25 protein-coding genes are annotated in these 21,132 nt (G+C 68.2%); 9 read left to right on the forward strand and 16 right to left on the reverse strand.

Annotated features, from left to right (window positions below; translation table 11 throughout):
- Positions 1 to 78: 78 nt before the first annotated feature.
- From A7E77_RS05240 to A7E77_RS05275, 8 genes are all read right to left on the reverse strand, one after another.
- On the reverse strand, positions 79 to 741 hold the full coding sequence (locus tag A7E77_RS05240; RefSeq protein ID WP_063686378.1) for a hypothetical protein: 663 nt from the start codon (positions 739 to 741) through the stop codon (positions 79 to 81).
- Positions 734 to 1,228 (reverse strand): hypothetical protein, encoded by a 495-nt coding sequence (locus tag A7E77_RS05245; RefSeq protein ID WP_017979999.1) that lies wholly within the window; start codon positions 1,226 to 1,228, stop codon positions 734 to 736. The genes A7E77_RS05240 and A7E77_RS05245 overlap by 8 nt, the downstream gene beginning before the upstream one ends.
- A gap of 69 nt (positions 1,229 to 1,297) precedes the next feature.
- The gene (locus tag A7E77_RS05250; RefSeq protein WP_038662560.1) at positions 1,298 to 1,525 is read right to left on the reverse strand and encodes a F0F1 ATP synthase subunit C; all 228 of its coding nucleotides are present in this window, start codon (positions 1,523 to 1,525) and stop codon (positions 1,298 to 1,300) included.
- Positions 1,526 to 1,572: 47 nt separating this feature from the next.
- Entirely contained in the window at positions 1,573 to 2,364 is a 792-nt protein-coding gene (locus tag A7E77_RS05255) for a F0F1 ATP synthase subunit A (RefSeq protein WP_063686380.1), read from the reverse strand.
- A gap of 38 nt (positions 2,365 to 2,402) precedes the next feature.
- Complete coding sequence (locus tag A7E77_RS05260; RefSeq protein WP_017980002.1) at positions 2,403 to 2,729, reverse strand: AtpZ/AtpI family protein; 327 nt, start codon at positions 2,727 to 2,729, stop codon at positions 2,403 to 2,405.
- A 395-nt stretch (positions 2,730 to 3,124) separates the two neighbouring features.
- A complete protein-coding gene (locus A7E77_RS05265; RefSeq protein ID WP_017980003.1) occupies positions 3,125 to 3,499 on the reverse strand; it encodes a YdbL family protein in 375 nt (124 codons plus the stop codon).
- Entirely contained in the window at positions 3,499 to 3,702 is a 204-nt protein-coding gene (locus A7E77_RS05270; protein WP_017980004.1) for a YnbE family lipoprotein, read from the reverse strand. Before A7E77_RS05270 ends, A7E77_RS05265 begins: the two co-directional genes overlap by 1 nt.
- Before the next feature lie 2 nt (positions 3,703 to 3,704).
- Entirely contained in the window at positions 3,705 to 6,875 is a 3,171-nt protein-coding gene (locus A7E77_RS05275) for a YdbH domain-containing protein (protein ID WP_063686382.1), read from the reverse strand.
- A gap of 65 nt (positions 6,876 to 6,940) precedes the next feature.
- Here A7E77_RS05275 and radC point away from each other — a divergent pair, with 65 nt between their 5' ends.
- Positions 6,941 to 7,630: a RadC family protein gene (gene radC / locus A7E77_RS05280; protein WP_063686384.1), complete on the forward strand. Its 690-nt coding sequence runs from the start codon at positions 6,941 to 6,943 to the stop codon at positions 7,628 to 7,630.
- A 184-nt stretch (positions 7,631 to 7,814) separates the two neighbouring features.
- On the opposite strand, the gene A7E77_RS05285 is transcribed toward radC, so the two are convergent.
- The gene (locus tag A7E77_RS05285) at positions 7,815 to 8,276 is read right to left on the reverse strand and encodes a copper chaperone PCu(A)C (RefSeq protein ID WP_318842605.1); all 462 of its coding nucleotides are present in this window, start codon (positions 8,274 to 8,276) and stop codon (positions 7,815 to 7,817) included.
- A 183-nt stretch (positions 8,277 to 8,459) separates the two neighbouring features.
- Between A7E77_RS05285 and dnaK the strand changes: the two genes are divergently transcribed.
- The 5 genes from dnaK to A7E77_RS05310 all read left to right on the forward strand — a co-directional run bounded on the left by dnaK (position 8,460) and on the right by A7E77_RS05310 (position 13,605).
- Positions 8,460 to 10,364 carry a molecular chaperone DnaK gene (gene dnaK, locus A7E77_RS05290; protein ID WP_063686388.1) on the forward strand — a complete coding sequence of 635 codons (1,905 nt, stop codon included), beginning with the start codon at positions 8,460 to 8,462 and terminating at the stop codon, positions 10,362 to 10,364.
- Between the two features lie 292 nt (positions 10,365 to 10,656).
- Entirely contained in the window at positions 10,657 to 11,781 is a 1,125-nt protein-coding gene (gene dnaJ / locus A7E77_RS05295) for a molecular chaperone DnaJ (RefSeq protein WP_017980009.1), read from the forward strand.
- Between the two features lie 554 nt (positions 11,782 to 12,335).
- A complete protein-coding gene (locus A7E77_RS05300; protein WP_063686391.1) occupies positions 12,336 to 12,788 on the forward strand; it encodes a hypothetical protein in 453 nt (150 codons plus the stop codon).
- Positions 12,785 to 13,087, forward strand: a complete 303-nt coding sequence (locus A7E77_RS05305) for a transcriptional regulator (protein ID WP_063686393.1) — start codon at positions 12,785 to 12,787, stop codon at positions 13,085 to 13,087. The genes A7E77_RS05300 and A7E77_RS05305 overlap by 4 nt, the downstream gene beginning before the upstream one ends.
- An 80-nt stretch (positions 13,088 to 13,167) precedes the next feature.
- A complete protein-coding gene (locus tag A7E77_RS05310; RefSeq protein ID WP_226341861.1) occupies positions 13,168 to 13,605 on the forward strand; it encodes a TM2 domain-containing protein in 438 nt (145 codons plus the stop codon).
- On the opposite strand, the gene A7E77_RS05315 is transcribed toward A7E77_RS05310, so the two are convergent.
- Together A7E77_RS05315 and A7E77_RS17660 are read right to left on the reverse strand one after the other, a co-directional pair.
- Positions 13,602 to 13,796, reverse strand: a complete 195-nt coding sequence (locus A7E77_RS05315) for a hypothetical protein (protein WP_017980013.1) — start codon at positions 13,794 to 13,796, stop codon at positions 13,602 to 13,604. The genes A7E77_RS05310 and A7E77_RS05315 overlap by 4 nt on opposite strands.
- A 112-nt stretch (positions 13,797 to 13,908) precedes the next feature.
- Entirely contained in the window at positions 13,909 to 14,244 is a 336-nt protein-coding gene (locus A7E77_RS17660; RefSeq protein ID WP_151895453.1) for a hypothetical protein, read from the reverse strand.
- Between A7E77_RS17660 and A7E77_RS05320 the strand changes: the two genes are divergently transcribed.
- Positions 14,228 to 14,740 carry a thioredoxin family protein gene (locus A7E77_RS05320; RefSeq protein WP_063689732.1) on the forward strand — a complete coding sequence of 171 codons (513 nt, stop codon included), beginning with the start codon at positions 14,228 to 14,230 and terminating at the stop codon, positions 14,738 to 14,740. The two genes, A7E77_RS17660 and A7E77_RS05320, sit on opposite strands and share 17 nt — an antisense overlap.
- Positions 14,741 to 14,902: 162 nt before the next feature.
- Here the strand turns inward: A7E77_RS05320 and purB are convergent, their stop codons facing one another.
- On the reverse strand, positions 14,903 to 16,303 hold the full coding sequence (purB, locus tag A7E77_RS05325) for an adenylosuccinate lyase (RefSeq protein ID WP_063686395.1): 1,401 nt from the start codon (positions 16,301 to 16,303) through the stop codon (positions 14,903 to 14,905).
- 206 nt (positions 16,304 to 16,509) lie between these two features.
- Here purB and A7E77_RS05330 point away from each other — a divergent pair, with 206 nt between their 5' ends.
- Together A7E77_RS05330 and A7E77_RS05335 are read left to right on the forward strand one after the other, a co-directional pair.
- On the forward strand, positions 16,510 to 17,013 hold the full coding sequence (locus A7E77_RS05330; protein ID WP_063686397.1) for a hypothetical protein: 504 nt from the start codon (positions 16,510 to 16,512) through the stop codon (positions 17,011 to 17,013).
- A 454-nt stretch (positions 17,014 to 17,467) separates the two neighbouring features.
- On the forward strand, positions 17,468 to 17,926 hold the full coding sequence (locus tag A7E77_RS05335; RefSeq protein ID WP_063686399.1) for a hypothetical protein: 459 nt from the start codon (positions 17,468 to 17,470) through the stop codon (positions 17,924 to 17,926).
- A 102-nt stretch (positions 17,927 to 18,028) separates the two neighbouring features.
- Here the strand turns inward: A7E77_RS05335 and A7E77_RS05340 are convergent, their stop codons facing one another.
- Genes A7E77_RS05340 through hrcA form a run of 4 tightly spaced genes read right to left on the reverse strand, consistent with a single transcriptional unit; the run spans position 18,029 to position 21,096 of the window.
- Complete coding sequence (locus A7E77_RS05340; RefSeq protein ID WP_063686401.1) at positions 18,029 to 19,255, reverse strand: threonine synthase; 1,227 nt, start codon at positions 19,253 to 19,255, stop codon at positions 18,029 to 18,031.
- A 19-nt stretch (positions 19,256 to 19,274) separates the two neighbouring features.
- Complete coding sequence (locus A7E77_RS05345; protein WP_063686403.1) at positions 19,275 to 19,487, reverse strand: hypothetical protein; 213 nt, start codon at positions 19,485 to 19,487, stop codon at positions 19,275 to 19,277.
- Between the two features lie 4 nt (positions 19,488 to 19,491).
- Positions 19,492 to 20,040 carry a nucleotide exchange factor GrpE gene (gene grpE / locus A7E77_RS05350; protein ID WP_151895454.1) on the reverse strand — a complete coding sequence of 183 codons (549 nt, stop codon included), beginning with the start codon at positions 20,038 to 20,040 and terminating at the stop codon, positions 19,492 to 19,494.
- A 15-nt stretch (positions 20,041 to 20,055) separates the two neighbouring features.
- The gene (gene hrcA, locus A7E77_RS05355; RefSeq protein ID WP_017980021.1) at positions 20,056 to 21,096 is read right to left on the reverse strand and encodes a heat-inducible transcriptional repressor HrcA; all 1,041 of its coding nucleotides are present in this window, start codon (positions 21,094 to 21,096) and stop codon (positions 20,056 to 20,058) included.
- Positions 21,097 to 21,132: the final 36 nt, after the last annotated feature.

Genomic DNA, 21,132 nt, shown 5'->3' on the forward strand with positions numbered 1-21,132 from the left:
GTTACGCAGCGCGCCGCTTACCTCCCCCTCCGTCACCGCTACGCGATGACACCTCCCCCTGGCGGGGGAGGACTATGGTCAGTTCGGCCGGCCCAATCCGGCGATCGAACGATCGATCATCGCGCGATCGGCATCGGCGTCGAGCTGTTCGGCGATCACCAGCGCGGCCGCCTTGGACGCGGTCTCCGCCGCCAGCGCGCGGACTTCGGCGATTGCGGCGCGTTCGGCGGCGGCGATCTTGTCCTCGGCGCGCTTGGTGCGGCGGGCCATCAGCTCCTCCGCATCGTGCTTGGCCTTGGCGATGATCTGGTTCGCCTCCGCCTGGGCATGCGCCCGCATCGTCGCGGCGTCGGCTTCGGCGGCCTTGGCCTTCGCCTCATATTCGCCGCGCAGCCGCTCGGCCTCGGCGCGCAGCGCCTTGGCTTCGTCCAGCTGGGCGCGCACGCCGGCGATCTGCTTGTCCAGGCTCGCGGCGATCTTCGCCGGCACCTTCACGACCAGCATACCGATCAGCACGACCAGCGCGGCGATCCCGACCCAGCCGGTGGTGTTCAGGCCGAGGGCGGTCGGCTCCTCGACGTGATGCGCCGCGGGTTCGGAGACGTTGGCGGTCAGCTGGCTGCCGTCACGCACGTTCTGCGTCTGCAGCCCCTGCGCGGTCGCGGCATCGGCAAGGTTGGCGGCGACGGCGGCATCGCCCGCGTCACCGGCCGGCGTGTTTTGGGGGGCGGCCTCAGCCATGCGCGTTGCTCCTGCGCACCGCATCCGCGGCGGCATCGATGCCGACGGTCAGGCCCGACACCTTGGCCACCAGATCCTGCGTCACCTCGGCGGCGACCGCCTGCAGGTTCAGCATCGCCTGCGCCTTGGCATTACCGACCGCGAGGTCGTGATGCGCGAGGCGTTCGGCGAGTTCGACGTCGATCGACTTGATCTGGCTTTCGGTCGCCTTGACCGCCTGCGCCTTGGCAGCGGTGGTCTCGGCATGCGCCGCGGCGCGTGCCTCGTCCATCTTGGCGCGCCAGGCCGCTTCGACCTGGTCGGCGGCAAGGCGGGCCTGTTCGGCTGCGGCAAGGTCGCCCGCGATCTGGCCTTCACGCGCGTCCACGGTCGCCATGACCTTCGGGACCATCATCTTGCCGATCCCGAAATACAGGATGCCGAAGGTGATGAGCAGCCAGAAGATCTGCGAAGCGTAAGTGGCGGCGATCTGCGAAATCTGAGGCATCGAAACCCTTTAGCGCGACCTCGAACGATCCGCCGGACGCGAATGTGCGCCCGGCGAACGCATCCGATGTTAGGCGACGAACAGCAGGATGATCATCGTCACGAAGGCGAGCAGGCCGAGCAGCTCGGCGCCCGCGAAACCGATGAACAGACGGCCCTGCTGGCTGTCCGCCGCACCCGGATTGCGCAGCGCGCCTTCGAGGAACTTGGCGAACACGTTGCCCACGCCCAGCGAGGCAAGGCCCATGCCGATCGCGGCCAGGCCGGCGCCGATCATCTTGGCGGCTTCTGCGTCCATGTCAAAACTCCCGTATCAAACAGTTGGGTTGAAACTAAAAACGAAACTCAGTGCAGGTTGACGGCGTCGTTCAGATACACGCTCGTCAGCAGCGCAAAGACATAGGCCTGGATCGCGGCGACCAGCAGCTCGAGCAGCGTGATGCCGATCATCAGCACGAAGCTGGGCAGCGACACGAGCAGGCCGTAACCGACGCCGAGGTTCATGCCGGTGATCACGAAGGCGGCCAGCACCTTCAGCAGGATGTGCCCCGCGGTCATCGCGACGAACAGTCGCAGACCCAGCGAGAAGGGGCGCACCAGGAAGCTCATCAGCTCGACGACGAAGATCAGCGGGATCATCAGCGGCGGCGTGCCGTGCGGCACGAACAGGCTGAAGAAGTGGAAGCCGTGCTTGCCGAAGCCGACGATCAGCACGATCGAGAAGCTGATGATCGCCAGCACGCCGGTGACGGTCAGGTGGCTGGTGACCGTGAACGGATGCCAGCCCGGCACGACGCCGACCGGCGACAGGCCCCACAGGTTGGCGAACAGGATGAACATGAACAGCGAGAAGACGTAGGGCACGAAGCGCTTGCCCGCCGGCCCGACGTTCGACGTCAGCATGTTCGACACGAAGCCGGTGAAGCCTTCCACCGCGGCCTGCCAGCGGCCGGGGACGAGCTCGCGCTTCATCCCGCCCAGCATGAACAGCCACAGGCTGACCAGCGTCACGACCATCCACAACGCGGAGTTGGTGAACGAGATGTCGTATCCCGCGACGACCCAATGCCGACCGAACAGGGGTTCGATCAGGAACTGGTGCATCGGATCGATTCTGCTGCCCGATTCTGCCGCCACGTGTGGCCTTTCGCTCCCTGATACGACAAACGCCCGGTTTACTCCGGGCGCTCGCCTGCAATCCGTAAGATCTGCCTGAACGCGACCGCGATTCCGAGGAACAGCATCACGATCAGCGCCCATGGGGTCGTGCCGAACCAGCGGTCGATACACCAGCCGATCAGGGCACTGCCGACGAGGCTTCCGATCAAAGCGGCGAGCACGCGATTGCCGAGCGAATATCCCGCATCGGCCGTCGGCGCCCCCTGCCCCGTCCGCAGCGCTTCGGCGTGCCGGGCTTCCCTCAACCGCTCGTCGAGCGCGGAAAGCCGCGGATCCTCCGCGCTGGTGAAGTCTCGTCCGGTATCGTCATCCGCCACGCGCATCCCCTCGCCTGTATCGTTCAACCGGGGGAGAAAGCGCGCAGGGCGACCGATCCCGCCAAGGCGTGGTCCGTTTAGGTGGGGGTGCCGAGGGTGTCAACCGGTGAGTAACCCACAAGCAATTCCTCCCCCGCCAGGGGGAGGGGCGTCCTCGCACCACCGTTCGCCCTGAGCCTGTCGAAGGGCGCGTTGCCACGAGCGTCACGCTTGCGGAGAGCCGCCCTTCGACAGGCTCAGGGCGAACGGAACACAGATTCGTCCGCTCCTCGGGCGATCACTTGCGCCGCCCTCACCCTTCCGCGCCTTCGGCGCTCCCTCCCTCTCCCGGCGGGAGAGGGAAGGGGCCCGCCCGGCGCAGCCGGCTGGGAAGGGTGAGGGTCGACAGCGGCTCTACCGCGTCACTTGCACCGCCCGTCCAGCTCCGGCGTGCCGGTGTTTTCCTTCCACTGGCCCGACGGCGTCTTGTACATCTCGCCCACCGGCACGCGCGCGACGAGGTTGCAGCCGGTGGTGAAGGCGAACTGCTCGACCGTCGAACCATTGGCCTGCGCGCTCTGCGTATAGGCCGCCTTGCGCTTGATGTTGATGTCGCGGACCAGCGCCTGGATCGCGGGGCCGCCCTTCACCACACCGAGATAGCCGTCGGGCTGTTCGCCGACTTCCTTCGCCTCGCGCGCCGCCGCATAGGCCGGGTCGCGCTGCGCGAACGCCGCGCCCGACAGGCCCGCCAGCGCCATGGCGGCGGCTCCGATCATCATCATGGTCTTGGTCATCAGAAAATCCCCGGTTGCTTGTCGATCAGCGCCTTCGCCTCGCCGTCCAGGCGGTACACCACCTGCTGCGTGACGCTGATGTTGAGGTTGATCTGGATCGGCTTTTCGGGTGCGGACACGTTGATGCAGCCGCCCAGCGTCGCCGCCATACCGATCCCGGCCATCCCCATCGCGATCCGCAATGTCGTGATTCGCTTCACCATCTTCAATCCTGTTTCGGTTGTGGCACGGGTGCGCTTGCGGGAGGCTGAATGACCGCCTTGCGCCGTTCGCGGTCGAGCAATTGGGGCAGCAGCCGACTCGGGTCGTAGAAGCTCTGCGCGCTGTCCAGCAGGCCGCGGAACGGCGCTTTGATAGTAATGTTGAACACGAAGGGCAGCTTTTGCAGCCGGCGGACGATGAAATTGCTCTTCGCGCCCTCGCCCTGCGTCACCCCGGCGAAGCGCACCGCGGTCACCATCTCGCCCGCCAGCGGGCCGTTCATCGATATGGTGAGGTTGCGATAGCGCAGCGATTTGAGCGCCTGGAACGCGATATTGCCCCAGATGCCCAGATCCTTCTGCGTCAGGTCGCCGACATAGGCGATGCTGCCCCCGCCCGGCCGCACCGTCAGCCGCCCGCCCTCGATCCGCCCGCCGTTGTCGTCGAAGATCATCGGCAGCTCGCCGTCGAAGATGCCGGTCGCGTCGAGGTTCTTGAAGTCGAACTGCTGGAGGAACTGGTCCGCCGCCACCCCGTCCAGACGGAAGGTCAGCCGCCGCTGGCCCGCCTGCGCGAAATCGAGCGTCGTCGGCAGCAGCGTCATCGTGCCGCCCGCGAACGGCCAGACGCCTCTGTCGATCTGCACGCGTTGTTCGGGCAGCAATTGGTAGACGATCGTGCCGTCGGTCACGGCGATGCCGGGGTTGATCGTCTTCACCGTCGCCACCTGCGCGGGCGCGCTCGCCAGGCTGAGCAGGTCGCTGAAATGGATCGTCGTGCTCAGGCCCGACACTGGGCCGAACGCTGCGGCCAGCGCCGCATCCTTGGTCGCGAAGGTGCCGGTCGAGGTGACGCCCTCGGGCGTCCAGCCGATATGCGCATCGCCGGTGACGGTCGCACGCACCTCGGCGACGACGCCGAAGGTCAGGCGGGTCAGCAGGTCAGGCTGGAAATCCTTGGTGAAGACGATGCCCGGCACGGTGAGATCGGCGGTGCCCGTCCCCGCCGACAGGCGATGGATGATACGCACGTCGGCGACCTTCACCGCCTTCGTCGGCTCGTACAACGTGCCCCCCGCGGTGATCGTGCCATCGGCGAGGCGCAGCGTGACATCGCGCGCCGCGAGCGTCTTGAAGCGCGGATCGGGCGCGGCATCGTCGACCGTCATCGCGCCGGTCAGCGCCAGCACGCCGCCGCGCAGGTTCCAGTCGCCCGCCGCCGCGCCCAGCAGCAACGGTACGTTGCCGATCTGGCCCGATCCGCCGGCGAACTGCCCGGCAACCCCGCCACCCGCGATCCGGCCGGTCAATTGCCCCAGATCGATCCGTGTCACCCGCTCAGGACTGCCCAGCCGCGCCGCGACGCCGCTCAGGGCGAACCCGTTATCCTCCAGCCGCAACTCGCTGCCGCTCGCCGCCAGCGTCAGCGGCGTACCGCCCAATCGCCCGGTCAGCCGCGTCGCGGGCAGGCGCACGCCGCCGCCGATCCGCCCGCGCTCCACCGTCACCACCGCCGCCGCACCACGGCGCGGGCACACGCGCGTCCGTACCGGATCGAGCACCAGCCCCGCCACCGCGAGCCGCTGGATCGCGACGGCCGCGCACCCCGGATCGACGCGCAGCCGCCCGCGCCCGTCCCAGTCGAGATCGAGCGGCGCCTGCAAGCGGTCGATTCGCCCGTCGCCGAGCGGCCCGCTGAGGTCGATCCGCGTCGTGATCCGCGTCACACCGCCGCTGCCCGCACTGAACGTCACCGGGGCCAGCGCCAGCCTTGCCCCACCCGCCGCATAGGGCGCGACGATCGCACGCCCGCGGATCGGCGCGCCCGCGCGCGCCTGTGCCAGCTGCACGTCCGCCTGCGGCAGGCCACCGCCCGCGATCTGCACCGCGGTATCGATATGCACGCGCGCCTGCGGCCAGCCGTAGGCGATGCCGCTGCTGCCCCCCAGCCGCAGCCGCGCGCCGCTCGCCGCCGCCAGCGCCGCGCGCGTCACGCGCAGCTGGCCGCTGCCACCCGCCTGCCGCACCGCCAGATCGGCGCTGCCGTCGATCGCCTGCCCCGCTTGGCGCAGCGCCAGGCTGAGCTGGCGCACCAGCGGCGCGACCGGCGATCCCGCGCCCGTCCGGGCGTCGAGCACCGCCAGCATTCGCGGCGCGACCTGCCCCCCGGCCACCGTCACCGTTCCGGCGAACAGCTGTTCCGCCCCGATTCGGTAACGCCCCTGCACCGCCAATGTGCGCGCCGCACCACCCGGCGCACGCACTGCCGATGCGGCAAGGTCCGCCTGCCCCTCGGTCGCCGTCGCATTGCCGTCGAACGTCGCCGATCCCTTCAGCGCCTCGGCGGACGCACCCGCCCCCGTCACCGCCCCGCTCGCCAACCGCGCCGAACCGCGCCACGCATCGAACGCCGGCGACAGCCGCGCGTCGATGTCGGCCCCCACGCCTGCGATTCGGCTCGTCCCGCACGCTCCGCGCGCCAGCCGCACCGGCCCGGCCAGCGTCGGCGCGCCCTTGGCGACCGTCACCCGCAGCGCCGCCTGCACGCCGCGCGCGACGCAATCGTTCAGGCGCAGCGTATCGCCGACCAGCGCGACATTTCCCGCAAAGCCGTCGTCCAGCCGCCCGCGCCCGCTGACCTTCAGCCCCAGCACGCCCGCCGGCGCCTCGACCCGTAGCCGCGCATCCTCGGCATCCACGAACAGCGCCGGCAGCGCGAAGGGGGTCGCCTGGCCCGACGGCGCAGGCAGCAGCCGGTCGATCGCCCCGAACGACAGCTTGCCGCCCACCCAGCGCGCGCGCAGCCGGACATGCCCCGCCCGCACGCCGACCACCTTGGCGCCATCGAGCCCGATCCGCGTCTCCGCCTCCAGCCAGTCGGCGACGAGGTCGGGGTCGGCGGGATCGCCGAGCACCACGTTCTGCAGCCGCTGCCGCCCCGTCCCGAAGGTGCCGATCGTATAGCGCGCCGGCACGCCCAGCTTCGCCAGTTCGCGGTCGATGACGCGCGCCGCGATCGGCCGCCGCACGCTCCACAATGCGATCAGCGCCGACAGCACCACCAGCGCCACGCCGAGCGCGATGCTGCGGCGCCGGCTGAACGCACCGAAGCCCCGTCGCCGGCGGGGCGGCGTCTCGCGCGGCGGGTGGGCGGCATCGTCCATCACCGCCTTCATAGGCTTGGGCCAAGCGCGGGCGCAATCGTTGCACCCGCTCCGGCCGCGTCATAGGATCGCAGGCCATGGCCCCCGCCCTGCCACCTGACGACACCGCCGGTCACCGCAAGCGCCTGCGCGGGCGGCTGCTGGCAGGGGGCGGCGACGCGCTTCTCGACCATGAGCTGATCGAATATCTGCTCACGCTAGCGCTGCCGCGCATCGATACTAAGCCGATCGCCAAGGCCTTGTTGCGCGAATTTGGCGGCATCGGCGGGCTGCTGACCGCCGATCCGGAAGCGCTCGCCCGCGTGCCCGGCGTCGGCGACAGCGCCGCGGCCGCGATCAAGATCGCGCACGCCATCGCGATCCGGCTGCTGAAGGCGGAGGTCGCCGAGCGCCCCGTGCTAGGCAACTGGCAGGCGCTGCTCGATTATCTGCGCGCCGACATGGCGCATCACGTCATCGAACGCTTCCGCGTGCTCCACCTCAACACGCGCAACATGCTGATCCGCGACGAGGTGATGAGCGAAGGCTCGATCGATCAGGCCGCCGTCCACGTTCGCGAAGTGATCCGCCGTGCGATGGACCTGGGCTCGGCGGCGATCATCCTCGTCCACAATCACCCCTCGGGCGATCCCTCCCCCAGCCGCGCCGATGTGCAGATCACCCGCGCCATCGCCGACGCCGGCGCGCCGATGGGGATCGTCGTCCACGATCACATCATCATGGGGCTCGGCGGCCACGTCAGCCTGAAGGCGCAGGGGCTGATCTGAGGGAGGCTGCTCGTGCCCCCGCTCACCCCACCCACTCCGTCACCCCGGACGTGTTCCGGGGTCCACCGTGCGGCGAGGGGCCGCTATGAGGCTCAAGCCATCCCCTTGCGGAGGAGTGGACCCCGGAACACGTCCGGGGTGACGAGGTATTTACGGTGACGGAAGGAAAAGCCGCCCGCCTGCCTCAAAAATCCGGCGCCGGATCAGCCGGCCCCACGATCGTCGCAGGCACGTACATCCGCCCGCCATTGGCGAAGTTCAGCGTCAGGTTGAAGATCTTGCCCGGCTTCGCCCGCGGGTTGATGTCGAACAGCATCACATGCTTGCCCCCCGGCGCGAACACCACCTTGGCCCCCGCCGGCACCGCCACGCTGGCCAGCGGCTTCATCCCCGCCATGCCGCCCGCGCCACTCATGCTCTCGTGAATCTCGGCACGGACCGCGACATCAGCGCTGACGTCGATCAGCGTCGCATCGCTGCGCCCGCCGTGCAGCGTGAAATAGGCCGCCCCCGGTCGCCCCGGCGCGGCAGGCAGGCGGATCCACGCATCGTCCGCGGTCACGCGATCCGGTCCGCCACAGCCCGACAGGCTCGCGGCCATCACGCCCGCCAGAACCATCGCCCGCAAAGCCTCGCGCCGTCGCATGTCCATATCCCTTCCCGAAACGGGATCGTTTCACCCGCAGTTCCTATGGCCCGCCCCGTCTTGCGGCAAGCGCAACCCCACCTATATCGCGCCCATCAACGGGCACCTTTCGTCGCCGTAACGGGGCAAAAGGTTCCCTTCTCGTTTGTATTTTTTTGTTCGTGAGGGGCTCAGCAAGCACACATGGCTAAAGTAATCGGCATCGATCTCGGCACCACCAACAGCTGCGTCGCAGTGATGGAAGGCGGCAAGCCCAAGGTGATCGAGAATGCGGAAGGCGCGCGTACCACGCCGTCGATCGTCGCCTTCGCCAAGGACGGCGAGCGTCTGGTCGGCCAGCCGGCGAAGCGCCAGGCCGTCACCAACGGCGACAACACCATCTTCGCGGTCAAGCGCCTGATCGGCCGTCGCTTCGACGATCCGATCACCAAGAAGGACACCGAGCTGGTTCCGTACAAGATCGCACGCGGCCCGAACGGCGACGCGTGGGTCTCGGCGGGCGGCAAGGATTACAGCCCGTCGCAGATCAGCGCCTTCACGCTGCAGAAGATGAAGGAAACCGCTGAATCGTATCTCGGCGAGACGGTCACGCAGGCGGTCATCACCGTGCCGGCCTACTTCAACGACGCGCAGCGCCAGGCGACCAAGGACGCCGGCCAGATCGCCGGCCTCGAAGTGCTGCGCATCATCAACGAGCCGACCGCGGCGGCGCTGGCCTATGGCCTCGAGAAGCAGGACGGCAAGACGATCGCGGTCTACGATCTCGGCGGCGGCACGTTCGACGTCTCGATCCTCGAGATCGGCGATGGCGTGTTCGAGGTGAAGGCGACCAACGGCGACACCTTCCTGGGCGGCGAAGACTTCGACAACAAGCTGGTCGATTACCTGGCCGAGGGCTTCAAGAAGGATGAGGGCATCGACCTCACCAAGGACAAGCTCGCGCTGCAGCGCCTGAAGGAAGCCGCGGAAAAGGCGAAGATCGAGCTGAGCTCGGCCGCGTCGACCGAGGTCAACCTGCCCTTCATCACCGCCGACCAGAACGGCCCGAAGCACCTCGTCAAGACGATCAGCCGCGCCGATCTGGAGCGTCTGGTCGATGACCTGATCAAGCGCACGATCGAGCCGATGAAGAAGGCGCTGGCCGATGCCGGCGTCAGCACCGGTGACATCAGCGAAGTCGTCCTCGTCGGCGGCATGACCCGCATGCCGAAGGTGCGCGAGGCGGTGAAGCAGTTCTTCGGCAAGGAGCCGCACACGGGCGTCAACCCGGATGAGGTCGTCGCGATGGGCGCCGCCATCCAGGCGGGCGTGCTGCAGGGCGACGTCAAGGACGTGCTGCTGCTCGACGTGACGCCGCTGTCGCTGGGCATCGAGACGCTGGGTGGCGTGTTCACCCGCATGATCGACCGCAATACGACGATCCCGACGAAGAAGTCGCAGACCTATTCGACCGCCGACGACAACCAGGGCGCGGTGACGATCCGTGTGTTCCAGGGCGAGCGCGAGATGGCGGCGGACAACAAGCTGCTCGGCCAGTTCGACCTGGTCGGCATCCCGCCGGCGCCGCGCGGCGTGCCGCAGATCGAGGTCACGTTCGACATCGACGCCAACGGCATCGTCAACGTCAGTGCCAAGGACAAGGGCACGGGCAAGGAGCAGCAGATCCGCATCCAGGCCTCGGGTGGTCTCAGCGACGCCGACATCGACCAGATGGTCAAGGATGCCGAGCGCTTCGCCGAAGAGGACAAGAAGCGTCGTGCCGGCGCCGAGGCGAAGAACAACGCCGAATCGCTGATCCACACCACCGAGCGTCAGCTCGCGGACAATGGCGACAAGGTCGATGATTCGCTGAAGTCGGAAATCCAGTCGGCGATCGACGCGGCCAAGGCGGCGGTCGAGGGCGGCGATGCCGACCAGATGAACGAAAAGGCGCAGGCGCTCGCGCAGGTTGCCATGAAGCTCGGCCAGGCGATCTACGAAAAGTCGCAGGCGGCAGAGGCCTCGCCGCAGGGCGATGCCGGTGCCGAAGCGCCCAAGGACGACGTGGTCGACGCCGAATTCTCGGAAGTCGACGACCACAAGGCGTAAAAGCCACCCCGTCCCCCTGCCCGCACAACACATGCTTCGGCGTGACTTTTGTGACTTTCCGGCAGGGGGACAACGGGGTGGAACGTGGGGTGATAGAGAGATGAGCCGACACCCCATCCGGTCCGTGTTTCGAACACGCGGGCTGCATGTGGTATCGGCGTTATCCCCTCCCGTTCGCCCTGAGCCTGTCGAAGGGCAGGTGGGACCCCACCGTGCTTCGACAAGCTCAGCACGAACGGCGGTTTGCGGATTGGATCGGGACCACCGGATCGTCTCGCGCTAGAGGACGGGCATGAGCACCACAGTCGACTATTACGAGCTGCTCGAATGCGAGCGGAATGCCGACGGCGCGACGATCAAATCGTCGTACCGCAAGCTCGCGATGAAATACCATCCGGACAAGAACGCCGGGTGCAAGGATAGCGAAGCGCGCTTCAAGGCGATCAGCGAGGCCTATGACGTCCTGAAGGACCCCCAGAAGCGCGCCGCTTATGATCGCTTCGGCCATGCAGCCTTCCAGAACGGCGGCGGCGGTGGCGGCGGGGCGCAGGACTTCGGCGGCTTCTCCGACATCTTCGAATCCGTCTTCGGCGAATTCATGAACGGCGGCCGCGGCGGCGGGCGTCAGCAGCAGCGTCGCGGTGCCGACCTGCGCTACGACATGGAAGTGACCCTGGAAGAGGCCTACCACGGCAAGGCGACCGAGATCACCGTCGACGTCTCGGCGCAATGCGATACCTGCCACGGCTCGGGCGCCAAGCCCGGCACCCACGCCTCCACCTGCCGCCATTGCAACGGCCACGGCAAGGTGCGCGCGCAGCAGGGCTTCTTCGTCGTCGAACGCGCCTGCCCGGTCTGCCAGGGCTCGGGCGAGATCATCGCCGATCCCTGCCCCGATTGCCGCGGCGAAGGCCGGATCGAAAAGACCAAGACGCTCAGCGTCAACGTCCCCCCCGGCGTCGACGAAGGCACGCGCATCCGCCTGAGCGGCGAAGGCGAGGCCGGTCCGCGTGGCGCCCCTCCGGGCGACCTCTACATCTTCCTCCATGTCGCGCGGCATCCGATCTTCGAACGCGAGGGCACCACGCTGTTCGCGCGCGCGCCGATCAGCTTCACCACCGCGGCGCTGGGCGGCACCTTGTCGATCCCCGGCCTCGACGGCGCCCGGCACGACATCAAGATCCCCGCCGGCATCCAGTCGGGCAAGCAGCTGCGCCAGCGCGGCGCCGGCATGCCCGTCCTGCAAGGCCGCGGCCAGGGCGATCTCGTCATCCAGATCGAGGTCGAAACCCCAACCAAGCTCTCGACCCGCCAGCGCGAACTCCTCGAACTGTTCCGCGAAACGGAAACTGGAGACGAATGCCCCGAAAGCCAGGGCTTCTTCGCCAAGCTGAAGAGCGTCTTCGCGGGCGAATAAGCCGGGATGGGGGGCGGCGGGGCGCATGCTCCCCCATCCCGTCACCCCGGACTTGATCCGGGGTCCCGCTTCTCCCCCGCAGTAAAAGAAGAAGCGGGATCCCGGCTCAAGGCCGGGATGACGGAAAGGGTGGTCGTATCGCACCGATCCCGATCCAGTCGCGACCGAAACCACCCAGATCCCCTCACGCCGATACCATCGCGAGAAAAGAATGCCCCAAAGTCCTCCCCCGCCAGGGGGAGGTGGCACCGCGAAGCGGTGACGGAGGGGGAGGTAAGCAACGCCCTCACGTCGAAACACCATCTCAGCGACCCAACGACCAACAGCGATAACCCACCGCACCCCACCGTCACCCCGGACTTGATCCGGAGTCCCGCTTCTCCACCGCAGCAGAAGAAGCGTCATCCCGGCTCAAGGCCGGGATGACGGAGAAAGGCAATGGGCGCGTTCAGTCCCCCGCCAGCCTCCGCACATCACTTTCCAATCCGGAAAATGATCACTTGCCGAATCGGAAAGTCGCCGCCACTCTCTTTCCAACTTGGAAAGGGAACGTCATGCACCATAACAGCGCGAACGCCGCAGAGGCGCTGGCCTTCATCGAACAGTCGCGCCTGCGCCTCGCCGCGGCATCGGACGTGCCGCCGATCCGCCATGCCGCCTTCGCCGCATTGATGGGCGGGATGGTCGCGAGCACCGCTGTGCCCTTCCCGCTGCGCTTCGCGATGATCGCCGGCCTATTCGCGGCCATCGCCTGGATCGTCCGCTGGGACCGACGGCGCATGGGCATGTTCATCAACGGCTATCGCGCGGGCAGGACGCGGCGGGTCACCGCGGTGATGCTGCTCGTCATCCTGCCGATCCACCTGCTCGGCGTCTGGCTCGCAACCGATCGGGGCGTGACCTGGGCCCCGCTCCCCCTCGCGCTCGTAGCCGCCGCCATCGCTTATGCCGGCAGCCTCTGGTGGTGCCGCGTCTTCCGCCGCGAACTGCTCGGCAGCCTCGCATGAGCGGCTTCGATCCGGTCATCCACCCGCCCGCCCGCCTGCAGATCATGGCGGTGCTGACGGAGGTGCAGGATGCCGAGTTCGCCCTGCTGCGCACCACGACGCAGGTCAGCGATTCGGTCCTGTCGAAACATCTGTCGGCGCTGGTCGACGCGGGCTACGTCAACCTGCGCAAGGCGAGCAGCGACGGCCGCTCCCGCACCTGGGCCGCGGCCACGCGCGCCGGACGCAAGGCCTTTGCCGCGCATGTCGCCGCGCTCACCACGCTCGCCCGCCTGACCGAACGCCTCGCCGCCGAGTAGCCTCTTGCGCACCGGCGCCTGATCGCCACAATACACCGCGAACGAGCCGGGGAGTGGGCATGCGCGGACAGGTGTTGGGAGTGGATACGCGGAGCGGCGAGGGGCTGGTCGCGGGCGATGACGGCAAGCGCTATCGCTTCACCCCCGAAGACTGGGCGCAGCGCGGCGAGCCCAAGATCGGCGTGAAGGTCGATTTCGAAGCGGAGGGCGATCGCGCGCTCAGCGTCTTCCCGATGCCCGCCGAAGCGGGCAGCCGCCACGTCCTGGCACCCCCGCCGCCCCGCGCGCCGGTGAACGATCGCAACAAATATGTTGCTGCGATCCTCGCCTTCCTGCTCGGCACGCTCGGCATCCATCGCTTCTACTTGGGGCGGACCGGGTCGGGAATCGTTATGCTGGTCCTCAGCATCACCGTCGTCGGCCTGCTCGTCACCGCGCCCTGGGCGTTCGTCGACATGATCCGCTATCTGATCATGTCCGACGACGAATTCGCGGCGCGTTACGATCGCAGGCGCTAGCGAAACAGCGCGCCGATCGCCTGGATCACCGTCGCGCCGCCGATCGGCGCGACCAACAGAAGCAGCACGTTGACGCCGATGATCGCCGCCAGCGCATTCTGCTGACGCGGCGTCAGCTGCGGCCGCGGATCGGGCCGCTTGGGCGGCTGCCACGGCGGTGGCGGCGGCACATCGCGAAAGTCGACGAACATGGCGCGACGACGCGCAGGCGCAGCGCTGGTTCCGGCGGCACACAGAAACCCCGACGGCCCTAGCCGCCCCCTCGACGCCATCAGGCGAAAAGCGGGCGGACGGGCTGATGGGTTACAGGGCGGAAATGATCACCCCGACCACCAGCGCCTGGGCCGCGATCGCCAGCACCGAGCTGGCCGCGGTTTCGAACATGCGCATGGAAGGTCTCCGTGCCGGCGGAATGGCCGGCCCCCGCGATATGTAGATCGTTACACGATCGCGCAATATTGTTGCTTGCAATGACGGATGCGTTTCACGCAACTGTAACAATTCTACGACGCCATCACGGCTACCGTCCAGAGAGCCGCGCTTTTCGCCGGTGCAGCACGCGCCACCTTGCCAAGGCCGACGCCAGCGGCTGAGATCGGCCTTTCCCTTGTCGGAGGTGTCGATGTCCCGCCCGCTCATGCTCGCCCTTGCGCTCGCCGCTACCCTGCCGGCGGTTGCCGATGCCCGCGTCGCCGCGCCGCGCGTCGCCATCGCAACGTTCAACCAGCTGCCGCAGCCGCTGCCGCTACCCTATGACGGCGCCGCCGACGCCAAGGCGCAGGTCGCCGCCGCCAAGGCGCGCGCGCTGAAGGGCCACAAGAAGCTGCTGATCGACATGGGCGGCAATTGGTGCCTCGACTGCCGCCTGCTCGCCGGCGTCATGGAGTTGCCCGCGATGCATGGCTTCATGGCGAAGCATTATGAGGTGGTGACGGTGGACATCGGCCGCTTCGACAAGAACCTCGACATTCCCGCGAGCTACGGGATCAAGGGGCGCCTCGCCGGCGTGCCAGCGTTACTGATCGTCGACCCGAAGACCAACCGCGTCGTCAACGCCGGCCGCGAAACCGCACTCGCCGACGCCCGCTCGCTCTCCCCGCAAGGCCTCGCCGACTGGCTGGCGCAATGGGCGTGACGTCCCAACTCCTCCCCCGCCAGGGGGAGGTGGCAGCGCACTAGCGCTGACGGAGGGGGAGGACAGGGTATCCTCCGCGTCGAAGCGCATCGCTGACCGCCCCCTCCACCATTCGGCTGACGCCGAACGGTCCCCCTCCCCCTGGCGGGGGAGGACTTGGCGTTAGCCAAACACCCGCGCGAAGATCGTATCGACGTGCTTCAGGTGATAGCCCAGGTCGAACTTGTCCTCGATCTCCGCCGGCGACAGCGCCGCCGTCACCTCGGCATCACCCTTCAGCAGCTCGAGCAGCGACAGCTGCCCGTCCGACTCCCACACCTTCATCGCGTTGCGCTGCACCAGCCGGTACGCGTCCTCGCGGCTCACCCCCGCCTGCGTCAGCGCGAGCTGCCCGTCCGACTCCCACACCTTCATCGCGTTGCGCTGCACCAGCCGGTACGCGTCCTCGCGGCTCACCCCCGCCTGCGTCAGCGCGAGCAGCACGCGCTGCGAATGGACCAGCCCGCCCATCTTGTTGAGGTTCTTGTCCATCCGCTCAGGGTAAACGAGCAGCTTCTCGATCACGCCCGTCAGCCGCGCCAGCGCGAAATCGAGCGTGATCGTCGCGTCCGGCCCGATGTACCGCTCGACCGACGAGTGGCTGATATCGCGCTCATGCCACAGCGCGACATTCTCCAGCGCCGGCGTCACATAGCCACGCACCATGCGGGCGAGGCCGGTGAGGTTCTCGGTCAGCACCGGGTTGCGCTTGTGCGGCATCGCCGACGAGCCCTTCTGACCAGGCGAGAAATATTCCTCCGCCTCCAGCACCTCGGTGCGCTGCAGGTGGCGCACCTCGGTCGCCAGCCGCTCGATCGAACTCGCGATCACGCCCAACGTCGCGAAGAACATCGCATGCCGGTCGCGCGGGATCACCTGCGTCGAGACGGGCTCGACCGACAGGCCCAGCTTGGCGGCGACATGTTCTTCAACCGACGGATCGATGTTGGCGAAGGTGCCGACCGCGCCGCTGATCGCGCAGGTCGCGATATCGGCGCGCGCCGCGATCAGCCGCGTGCGGCAGCGGTCGAACTCGGCATAGGCCTGCGCCAGCTTCAGCCCGAACGTGACCGGCTCGGCATGGATGCCATGGCTGCGGCCGATCGTCGGCGTCATCTTATGCTCGATCGCGCGCGTCTTGAGCACGGCCAGCAGCTTGTCGAGATCGGCGATCAGGATGTCCGCCGCCTGCGCCAGCTGCACCGCCAGCGCGGTGTCGAGCACGTCGGACGAGGTCATGCCCTGGTGCATGAAGCGCGCCTGATCGCCGACATTGTCCGCGACCCAGGTCAGGAAGGCGATGACGTCGTGCTTGGTCACCGCCTCGATCGCGTCGATCGCGGCGACGTCGATCGCGGGGTTGGTGTTCCACCACGCCCACAGCGCCGCGGCGGCATCCTTGGGCACCACGCCCAGCTCGGCGAGCGCGTCGGTGGCGTGCGCCTCGATCTCGAACCAGATGCGGAACCGGTTCTCCGGCGTCCAAATCGCGGTCATTTCGGGGCGGGAATAGCGGGGGACCATGGTGTTCCTTCGTCCTGACGGCTGCACGGTTCGTCGTGGCCGCATCGGCCGCGACTCGCGGATTTCCGCGGGTTCCTAGCAGCGGGGGTCGCAAGCCGTAAACCCGTCAGGCTTGCGTTCAAATCATAATTCCCCATTTTAAGACGACGCGGCGCACGGTGAAATGATGCGCGCCGCTCGGTTTGAATAACGATGGGAGACCAGCAATGCTGAAATATGCTCTTCTCGCCGGAGTGATGACGGTTGCTTCGCCGGCACTGGCGCAGCAAACGACCAATACTGCGCCGACCCAAGCCACGACGCAGACCGCACCGCAAAATCAGGCACCCGCCGGATCGCCGGTAACCGACGCCCAGCCCGCGGCCACGCCGATGGATTCGGCAACGGCGGCAGCAGCGCCCGCCGAAGCGACGCAGACCGCGGCAGCGCAGCCGGCCACCACGCAGCCGGCGACCGGCGCGGATCAGGTGGCGAGCGTCGTCGAAACCGAGTTCCCGACCTATGACGCGAACAAGGATGGCAAGCTGGAAAAGGCCGAATTCGCCAGCTGGATGGTCAAGCTGAAGCAGGCGAGCGACCCCAAGGCGACCGCCACCGACGCCAAGACCAAGTCCTGGGTCAATTCGGCCTTCGCCCAGGCGGACAAGGACAAGAGCAAGTCGGTGTCCAAGCCCGAACTGATCGGCTTCCTGAGCCAGGGTCAGTCCTGATCCTGACCGATCGATGAGAGGGGCCGCCGGAGCGATCCGGCGGCCCTTTTCGTATGCGGGCCGTCGCGGACGAGGGCGCCCCGTCGCGGACGAGGGCCGCCCCCGCTCCCACTCCGTCATTCCCGCGAAGGCGGGAATCCAGACACGCTACCGTCGCCCTCCAGCCGCAAGGTCAGAGGTTATGGATTCCCGCCTTCGCGGGAATGACGAATGGGTAAACCTGGTGCGCGAACTTGCACGGGCCGAAACTGCCATAAGAACCGCCCACCCACCCCCGTCACCCCGGACTCGTTCCGGGGTCCACCGCGCCGCGAGGGGGTGGCAAGAGGCTCAAACCACCCCCTCGCCGCAGAGTGGACCCCGGACCCAGTCCGGGGTGACGGAGAATAGGTGGTAACGCGCCCCACCCCCAACCACTGGCACACCCCCACCCCACCCCCTATCTCAGCCGACAATGCCGCACCCCACCCGCCCGCTCACCGACGGCGAACGCGCCCTCGCCGCATCGGTCTTCCACGACACGATCGACTATGACCGGGTGACGCTCTCGCGCAGCAAATGGGCCTTCTTCCAGCCCCGCGACACGGTGATGGCGCCACGCGGCTGCATCCATTTCCACCCCAAGGGCCAGGGCTGGCGCGACGACTTCGCCGCCGCCGCACTGACCGACCAGGGGCTCTTCATCCATGAGATGGTGCATATCTGGCAGCACCAGCGCGGCATCTGCCTGCCGCTCGCCCGCCACCCCTTCTGCCGCTACGATTATGCGTTGAAGCCCGGCCAGCCGCTCCACCGCTACGGCATCGAGCAGCAAGGCGAGATCGTCCGCCACGCCTTCCTACTCCGCCACGGCGCCCGCATCCCCGGCGCACCGCCCCTCGCCCAATACGAAACGCTGCTACCGTTCGGCTAAGCCCCACCCTACTCCCGTCACCCCGGGCTTGACCCGGGGTCCCGCTTCTTCCTCGTTCGCTCGACCAAGCGGGACCCCGGCTCATTGGCCGGGGTGCCGAAACTACAACGCCCCCAAATCAATCGCCCCATGCCGATCGAGCCACGCCGGAGCCTCCGGCATCGGATATTTCAGCCCGGTCGCGCAGTTAAACAGCACGACGCGCTCCTCCTCATCCACCTCGCCATCGCGCAGCGCCTGACGATAGGCCGCCAGCGTCGCGCCGCCCTCGGGACACAGCAGCAACCCGTCCTTCTTCGCGCAATCGTCCACCGCGGCCAGGATCGCGGGGCCGCCGACGCCCACCGCCTTGCCGCCGCTCTCGCGCACCGCGCGCAGGATCAGGAAGTCACCGACCGCGCGCGGCACGCGGATGCCCGCGGCGACGGTATGCGCGTCCTCCCACCGCTCGGCATGCTCCTCGCCCGCCTCGAACGCGCGCACGATCGGCGCGCAGCCCGACGCCTGCACCGCATACATGCGCGGCCGCTTGGACCCGATCCAGCCGAGCCGCTCCAGCTCGTCGAACGCCTTCCACATGCCGATCAGCCCGGTGCCGCCGCCGGTGGGGTAGAAGATCGCATCGGGCAGTTCCCAGCCCATCTGCGCGGCCAGCTCCAGCCCCATCGTCTTCTTGCCCTCGATGCGATAGGGCTCCTTCAGCGTCGAGAAATCGAACCAGCGCCCCTCGGCGGCGCCCTTGCCGACGATCGCGCCGCAATCGTCGATCAGCCCGTTGACGCGATAGACGCGCGCGCCCTGCATCGCGATCTCGCGGACGTTCACCTCGGGCGTATCCTCGGGGCAGAAGACGATCGTCTCGATCCCCACCCGGCTGGCATAGGCCGCCAGCGCCGCGCCGGCATTGCCGTTGGTCGGCATTGCGATCCGCGTGACGCCCAGCTCCTTCGCCATCGCGACCGCCATCACCAGCCCGCGCGCCTTGAAGCTGCCCGTCGGCAAGCGGCCTTCGTCCTTGACGAGGACGTTGCCACCGCCACCGCTCTTCACCAGCGGGATCAGAGGCGTCTCGATCTCGCCCAGGCTGACGACATTCTCCGTGCGCCGGACGGGCAACAGCTCGCGCCACCGCCACAGGTCGGTCGGCCGCGCCGTGAGCGCGTCCTTCGCCAACGCAGCCCGCACGCCGTCGAGATCGTAGCGCACCAGCAAGGGCCGTCCGGCGCGCGACAGGCCATGCAGCTGGTCCGCCTCGTAGCGCTCGCCGGTCAGCGAGCATTCCAAGTGGGTGACGAACGTCTGGCGATCGGCAGTGAGATTGGAGTTCATGCCAATCTCTTAACCCGACCTAGTCGTCAAACTCCAGTGCCGCCGCGGCGCCACCCGACAGGTCGAGCGGGCGGTTCGGTTCGACCGGGCAAGGCTCGCCACCCGGCTCGCCACGCCGCCGCGGCGTGTGACGCCGGCGGCGCGATGCCCGTGATCGTGCGAACGTATCCAGCGCCTCGGCCAGCGACAGTTCGATGGGCCGGCCACTGGGCGGATCATGGCGCGGCCTCATCGGATCAATCCGGCCTCTTCGCCACGCCGACCAGCGCCGGGCGCAGCAGGCGGTCCTTGATCATATAGCCCGCCTGCATTTCCTGCACGATCGTGCCCGGCGCGGCGTCGCTCGGCACTTCCATCATCGCCTGATGCTTGTTGGGATCGAGCGTCGCGCCCATCGCCTCGACCTTCACGATGCCGTTGCGCGCGAACACGCTGTCGAGTTCGCGGCCGGTCGCTTCCAGCCCGGTGACGAGGCCCTTCAGCTTCTCGTCCGCTCGCAGCTCGGCCGGAATCGCGGACAGCCCGCGCGCCAGATTGTCCGCCACCGACAGGATGTCGCGCGCGAACGACGTGGTCGAATAGGCGCGCGCATCGGCGATTTCCTTCTCGGCGCGACGGCGCACGTTCTGGATTTCGGCCTGCGCGTACAGCACCTGCTGCTTCGCTTCGGCCAGCTGGTTCTCCAGCTCGGCCACGCGATCGTGCTCCGCCACTTCGGGCGCCGCCGCCGCCGTATCCTGGCGCAGCGCCTCGGCGTCGGTCTTCGTCTCTTCGGTCATGTACATCCCTGTTTGTCGTCGTCAGCCCATCAAACGGGCAAGCGTTGCCGCCGTGAAATCCACCATGGGCACGACGCGCGCATAGTTCAACCGCGTGGGGCCGATCACGCCGACCACGCCGACCACCCGCCCGCCGGGTCCGCGGAACGGCCGCGCGATAACGGAGCTGCCTGACAGCGCGAACAATTTGTTCTCCGCGCCGATGAAGATGCGCGTCGCATCGCCCGCACGCGCGCTGTCGAGCAGCTGCGCGATCTCCTGCTTGCCCTCCAGATCGTCGAGCAGGTCGCGCAGGCGTTCCAGGTCGGCGGCGGCGGCGGCATCGATCAACCGCCCCTGCCCGCGGACGATCAGCACCGGGCGGCGCGCATCGTCCTCGCTCCACACCACCAGCCCCGCCTCGACCAGCGCGCGCGCGGCACCGTCCAGCGCATGGCGGTCCGCGGCCAGCTGCCGCTCGATCCGCGCGCGAGCCTCGCCCAGCGTCAGCCCGGCGAGCGTCGCGGTCATGTAATTGCCCGCCTCGATCAGCGCCGACGGCGTCATACCCGCGGGCAAAGCGATAACGCGATTCTCGACGCTGCCGTCCTCGCTCACCAGCACCGCCATCGCCTGCGTCGGCGACAGGCCGATGAACCCGATCGAGCGCAACGGCACCTCGCGCTTGGGCACCATCACAAGGCCGGCACAGGCCGACAGGCCGGACAAAGCCGCGGTCGTCGCCGCCAGCGCCTCTTCCACCGGGCCATGATGGCCCGCACGCGCCTCGATCGCCGCGCGCTCCTCCGCGCTGGGTTCAAGCGCCTGCATCATCCCATCGACGAACAATCGCAGGCCGCGCTCGGTCGGAATCCGCCCCGCGCTGGTGTGCGGGCTGGCGAGCAGCCCCAGCTCTTCCAGCTCCTGCATCACGCCGCGGATGGATGCGGGCGACAGGTTCAGCCCCGATGCCGCGGCGATCGTCTTCGACCCCACCGGCATGCCGCTCTCGACATAACCATCGACGACGGCACGAAAGATATCGCGCGCGCGGTCGGTCAATTCGGTGACGGGCGGAGCCATAGGTGCAATCTAGGGCAGTTTGCGGGGCGGGCAACC

The organism is Sphingomonas sp. NIC1 (assembly GCF_001638925.1).
GTDB classification, from domain to species: Bacteria; Pseudomonadota; Alphaproteobacteria; order Sphingomonadales; family Sphingomonadaceae; genus Sphingomonas; species Sphingomonas aquatilis.

Bases quoted from the DNA above. Each gene is read 5' to 3' on its own strand.
- A7E77_RS05260 (WP_017980002.1), bottom strand. From the start codon at position 2,729: ATGCGCGTGGCGGATGACGATACCGGACGAGACTTCACCAGCGCGGAG.
- A7E77_RS05345 (WP_063686403.1), bottom strand. From the start codon at position 19,487: ATGAGGCCGCGCCATGATCCGCCCAGTGGCCGGCCCATCGAACTGTCG.
- A7E77_RS17660 (WP_151895453.1), bottom strand. From the start codon at position 14,244: ATGAGCGGGCGGGACATCGACACCTCCGACAAGGGAAAGGCCGATCTC.
- hrcA (WP_017980021.1), bottom strand. From the start codon at position 21,096: ATGGCTCCGCCCGTCACCGAATTGACCGACCGCGCGCGCGATATCTTT.
- A7E77_RS05335 (WP_063686399.1), top strand. From the start codon at position 17,468: ATGCCGCACCCCACCCGCCCGCTCACCGACGGCGAACGCGCCCTCGCC.
- A7E77_RS05250 (WP_038662560.1), bottom strand. From the start codon at position 1,525: ATGGACGCAGAAGCCGCCAAGATGATCGGCGCCGGCCTGGCCGCGATC.
- dnaJ (WP_017980009.1), top strand. From the start codon at position 10,657: ATGAGCACCACAGTCGACTATTACGAGCTGCTCGAATGCGAGCGGAAT.
- A7E77_RS05275 (WP_063686382.1), bottom strand. From the start codon at position 6,875: ATGAAGGCGGTGATGGACGATGCCGCCCACCCGCCGCGCGAGACGCCG.
- A7E77_RS05330 (WP_063686397.1), top strand. From the start codon at position 16,510: ATGCTGAAATATGCTCTTCTCGCCGGAGTGATGACGGTTGCTTCGCCG.
- grpE (WP_151895454.1), bottom strand. From the start codon at position 20,040: ATGTACATGACCGAAGAGACGAAGACCGACGCCGAGGCGCTGCGCCAG.
- purB (WP_063686395.1), bottom strand. From the start codon at position 16,303: ATGGTCCCCCGCTATTCCCGCCCCGAAATGACCGCGATTTGGACGCCG.
- A7E77_RS05285 (WP_318842605.1), bottom strand. From the start codon at position 8,276: ATGCGACGGCGCGAGGCTTTGCGGGCGATGGTTCTGGCGGGCGTGATG.
- A7E77_RS05240 (WP_063686378.1), bottom strand. From the start codon at position 741: ATGGCTGAGGCCGCCCCCCAAAACACGCCGGCCGGTGACGCGGGCGAT.
- A7E77_RS05315 (WP_017980013.1), bottom strand. From the start codon at position 13,796: ATGTTCGTCGACTTTCGCGATGTGCCGCCGCCACCGCCGTGGCAGCCG.
- A7E77_RS05320 (WP_063689732.1), top strand. From the start codon at position 14,228: ATGTCCCGCCCGCTCATGCTCGCCCTTGCGCTCGCCGCTACCCTGCCG.
- A7E77_RS05305 (WP_063686393.1), top strand. From the start codon at position 12,785: ATGAGCGGCTTCGATCCGGTCATCCACCCGCCCGCCCGCCTGCAGATC.
- dnaK (WP_063686388.1), top strand. From the start codon at position 8,460: ATGGCTAAAGTAATCGGCATCGATCTCGGCACCACCAACAGCTGCGTC.
- radC (WP_063686384.1), top strand. From the start codon at position 6,941: ATGGCCCCCGCCCTGCCACCTGACGACACCGCCGGTCACCGCAAGCGC.
- A7E77_RS05270 (WP_017980004.1), bottom strand. From the start codon at position 3,702: ATGGTGAAGCGAATCACGACATTGCGGATCGCGATGGGGATGGCCGGG.
- A7E77_RS05245 (WP_017979999.1), bottom strand. From the start codon at position 1,228: ATGCCTCAGATTTCGCAGATCGCCGCCACTTACGCTTCGCAGATCTTC.
- A7E77_RS05340 (WP_063686401.1), bottom strand. From the start codon at position 19,255: ATGAACTCCAATCTCACTGCCGATCGCCAGACGTTCGTCACCCACTTG.
- A7E77_RS05300 (WP_063686391.1), top strand. From the start codon at position 12,336: ATGCACCATAACAGCGCGAACGCCGCAGAGGCGCTGGCCTTCATCGAA.
- A7E77_RS05265 (WP_017980003.1), bottom strand. From the start codon at position 3,499: ATGACCAAGACCATGATGATGATCGGAGCCGCCGCCATGGCGCTGGCG.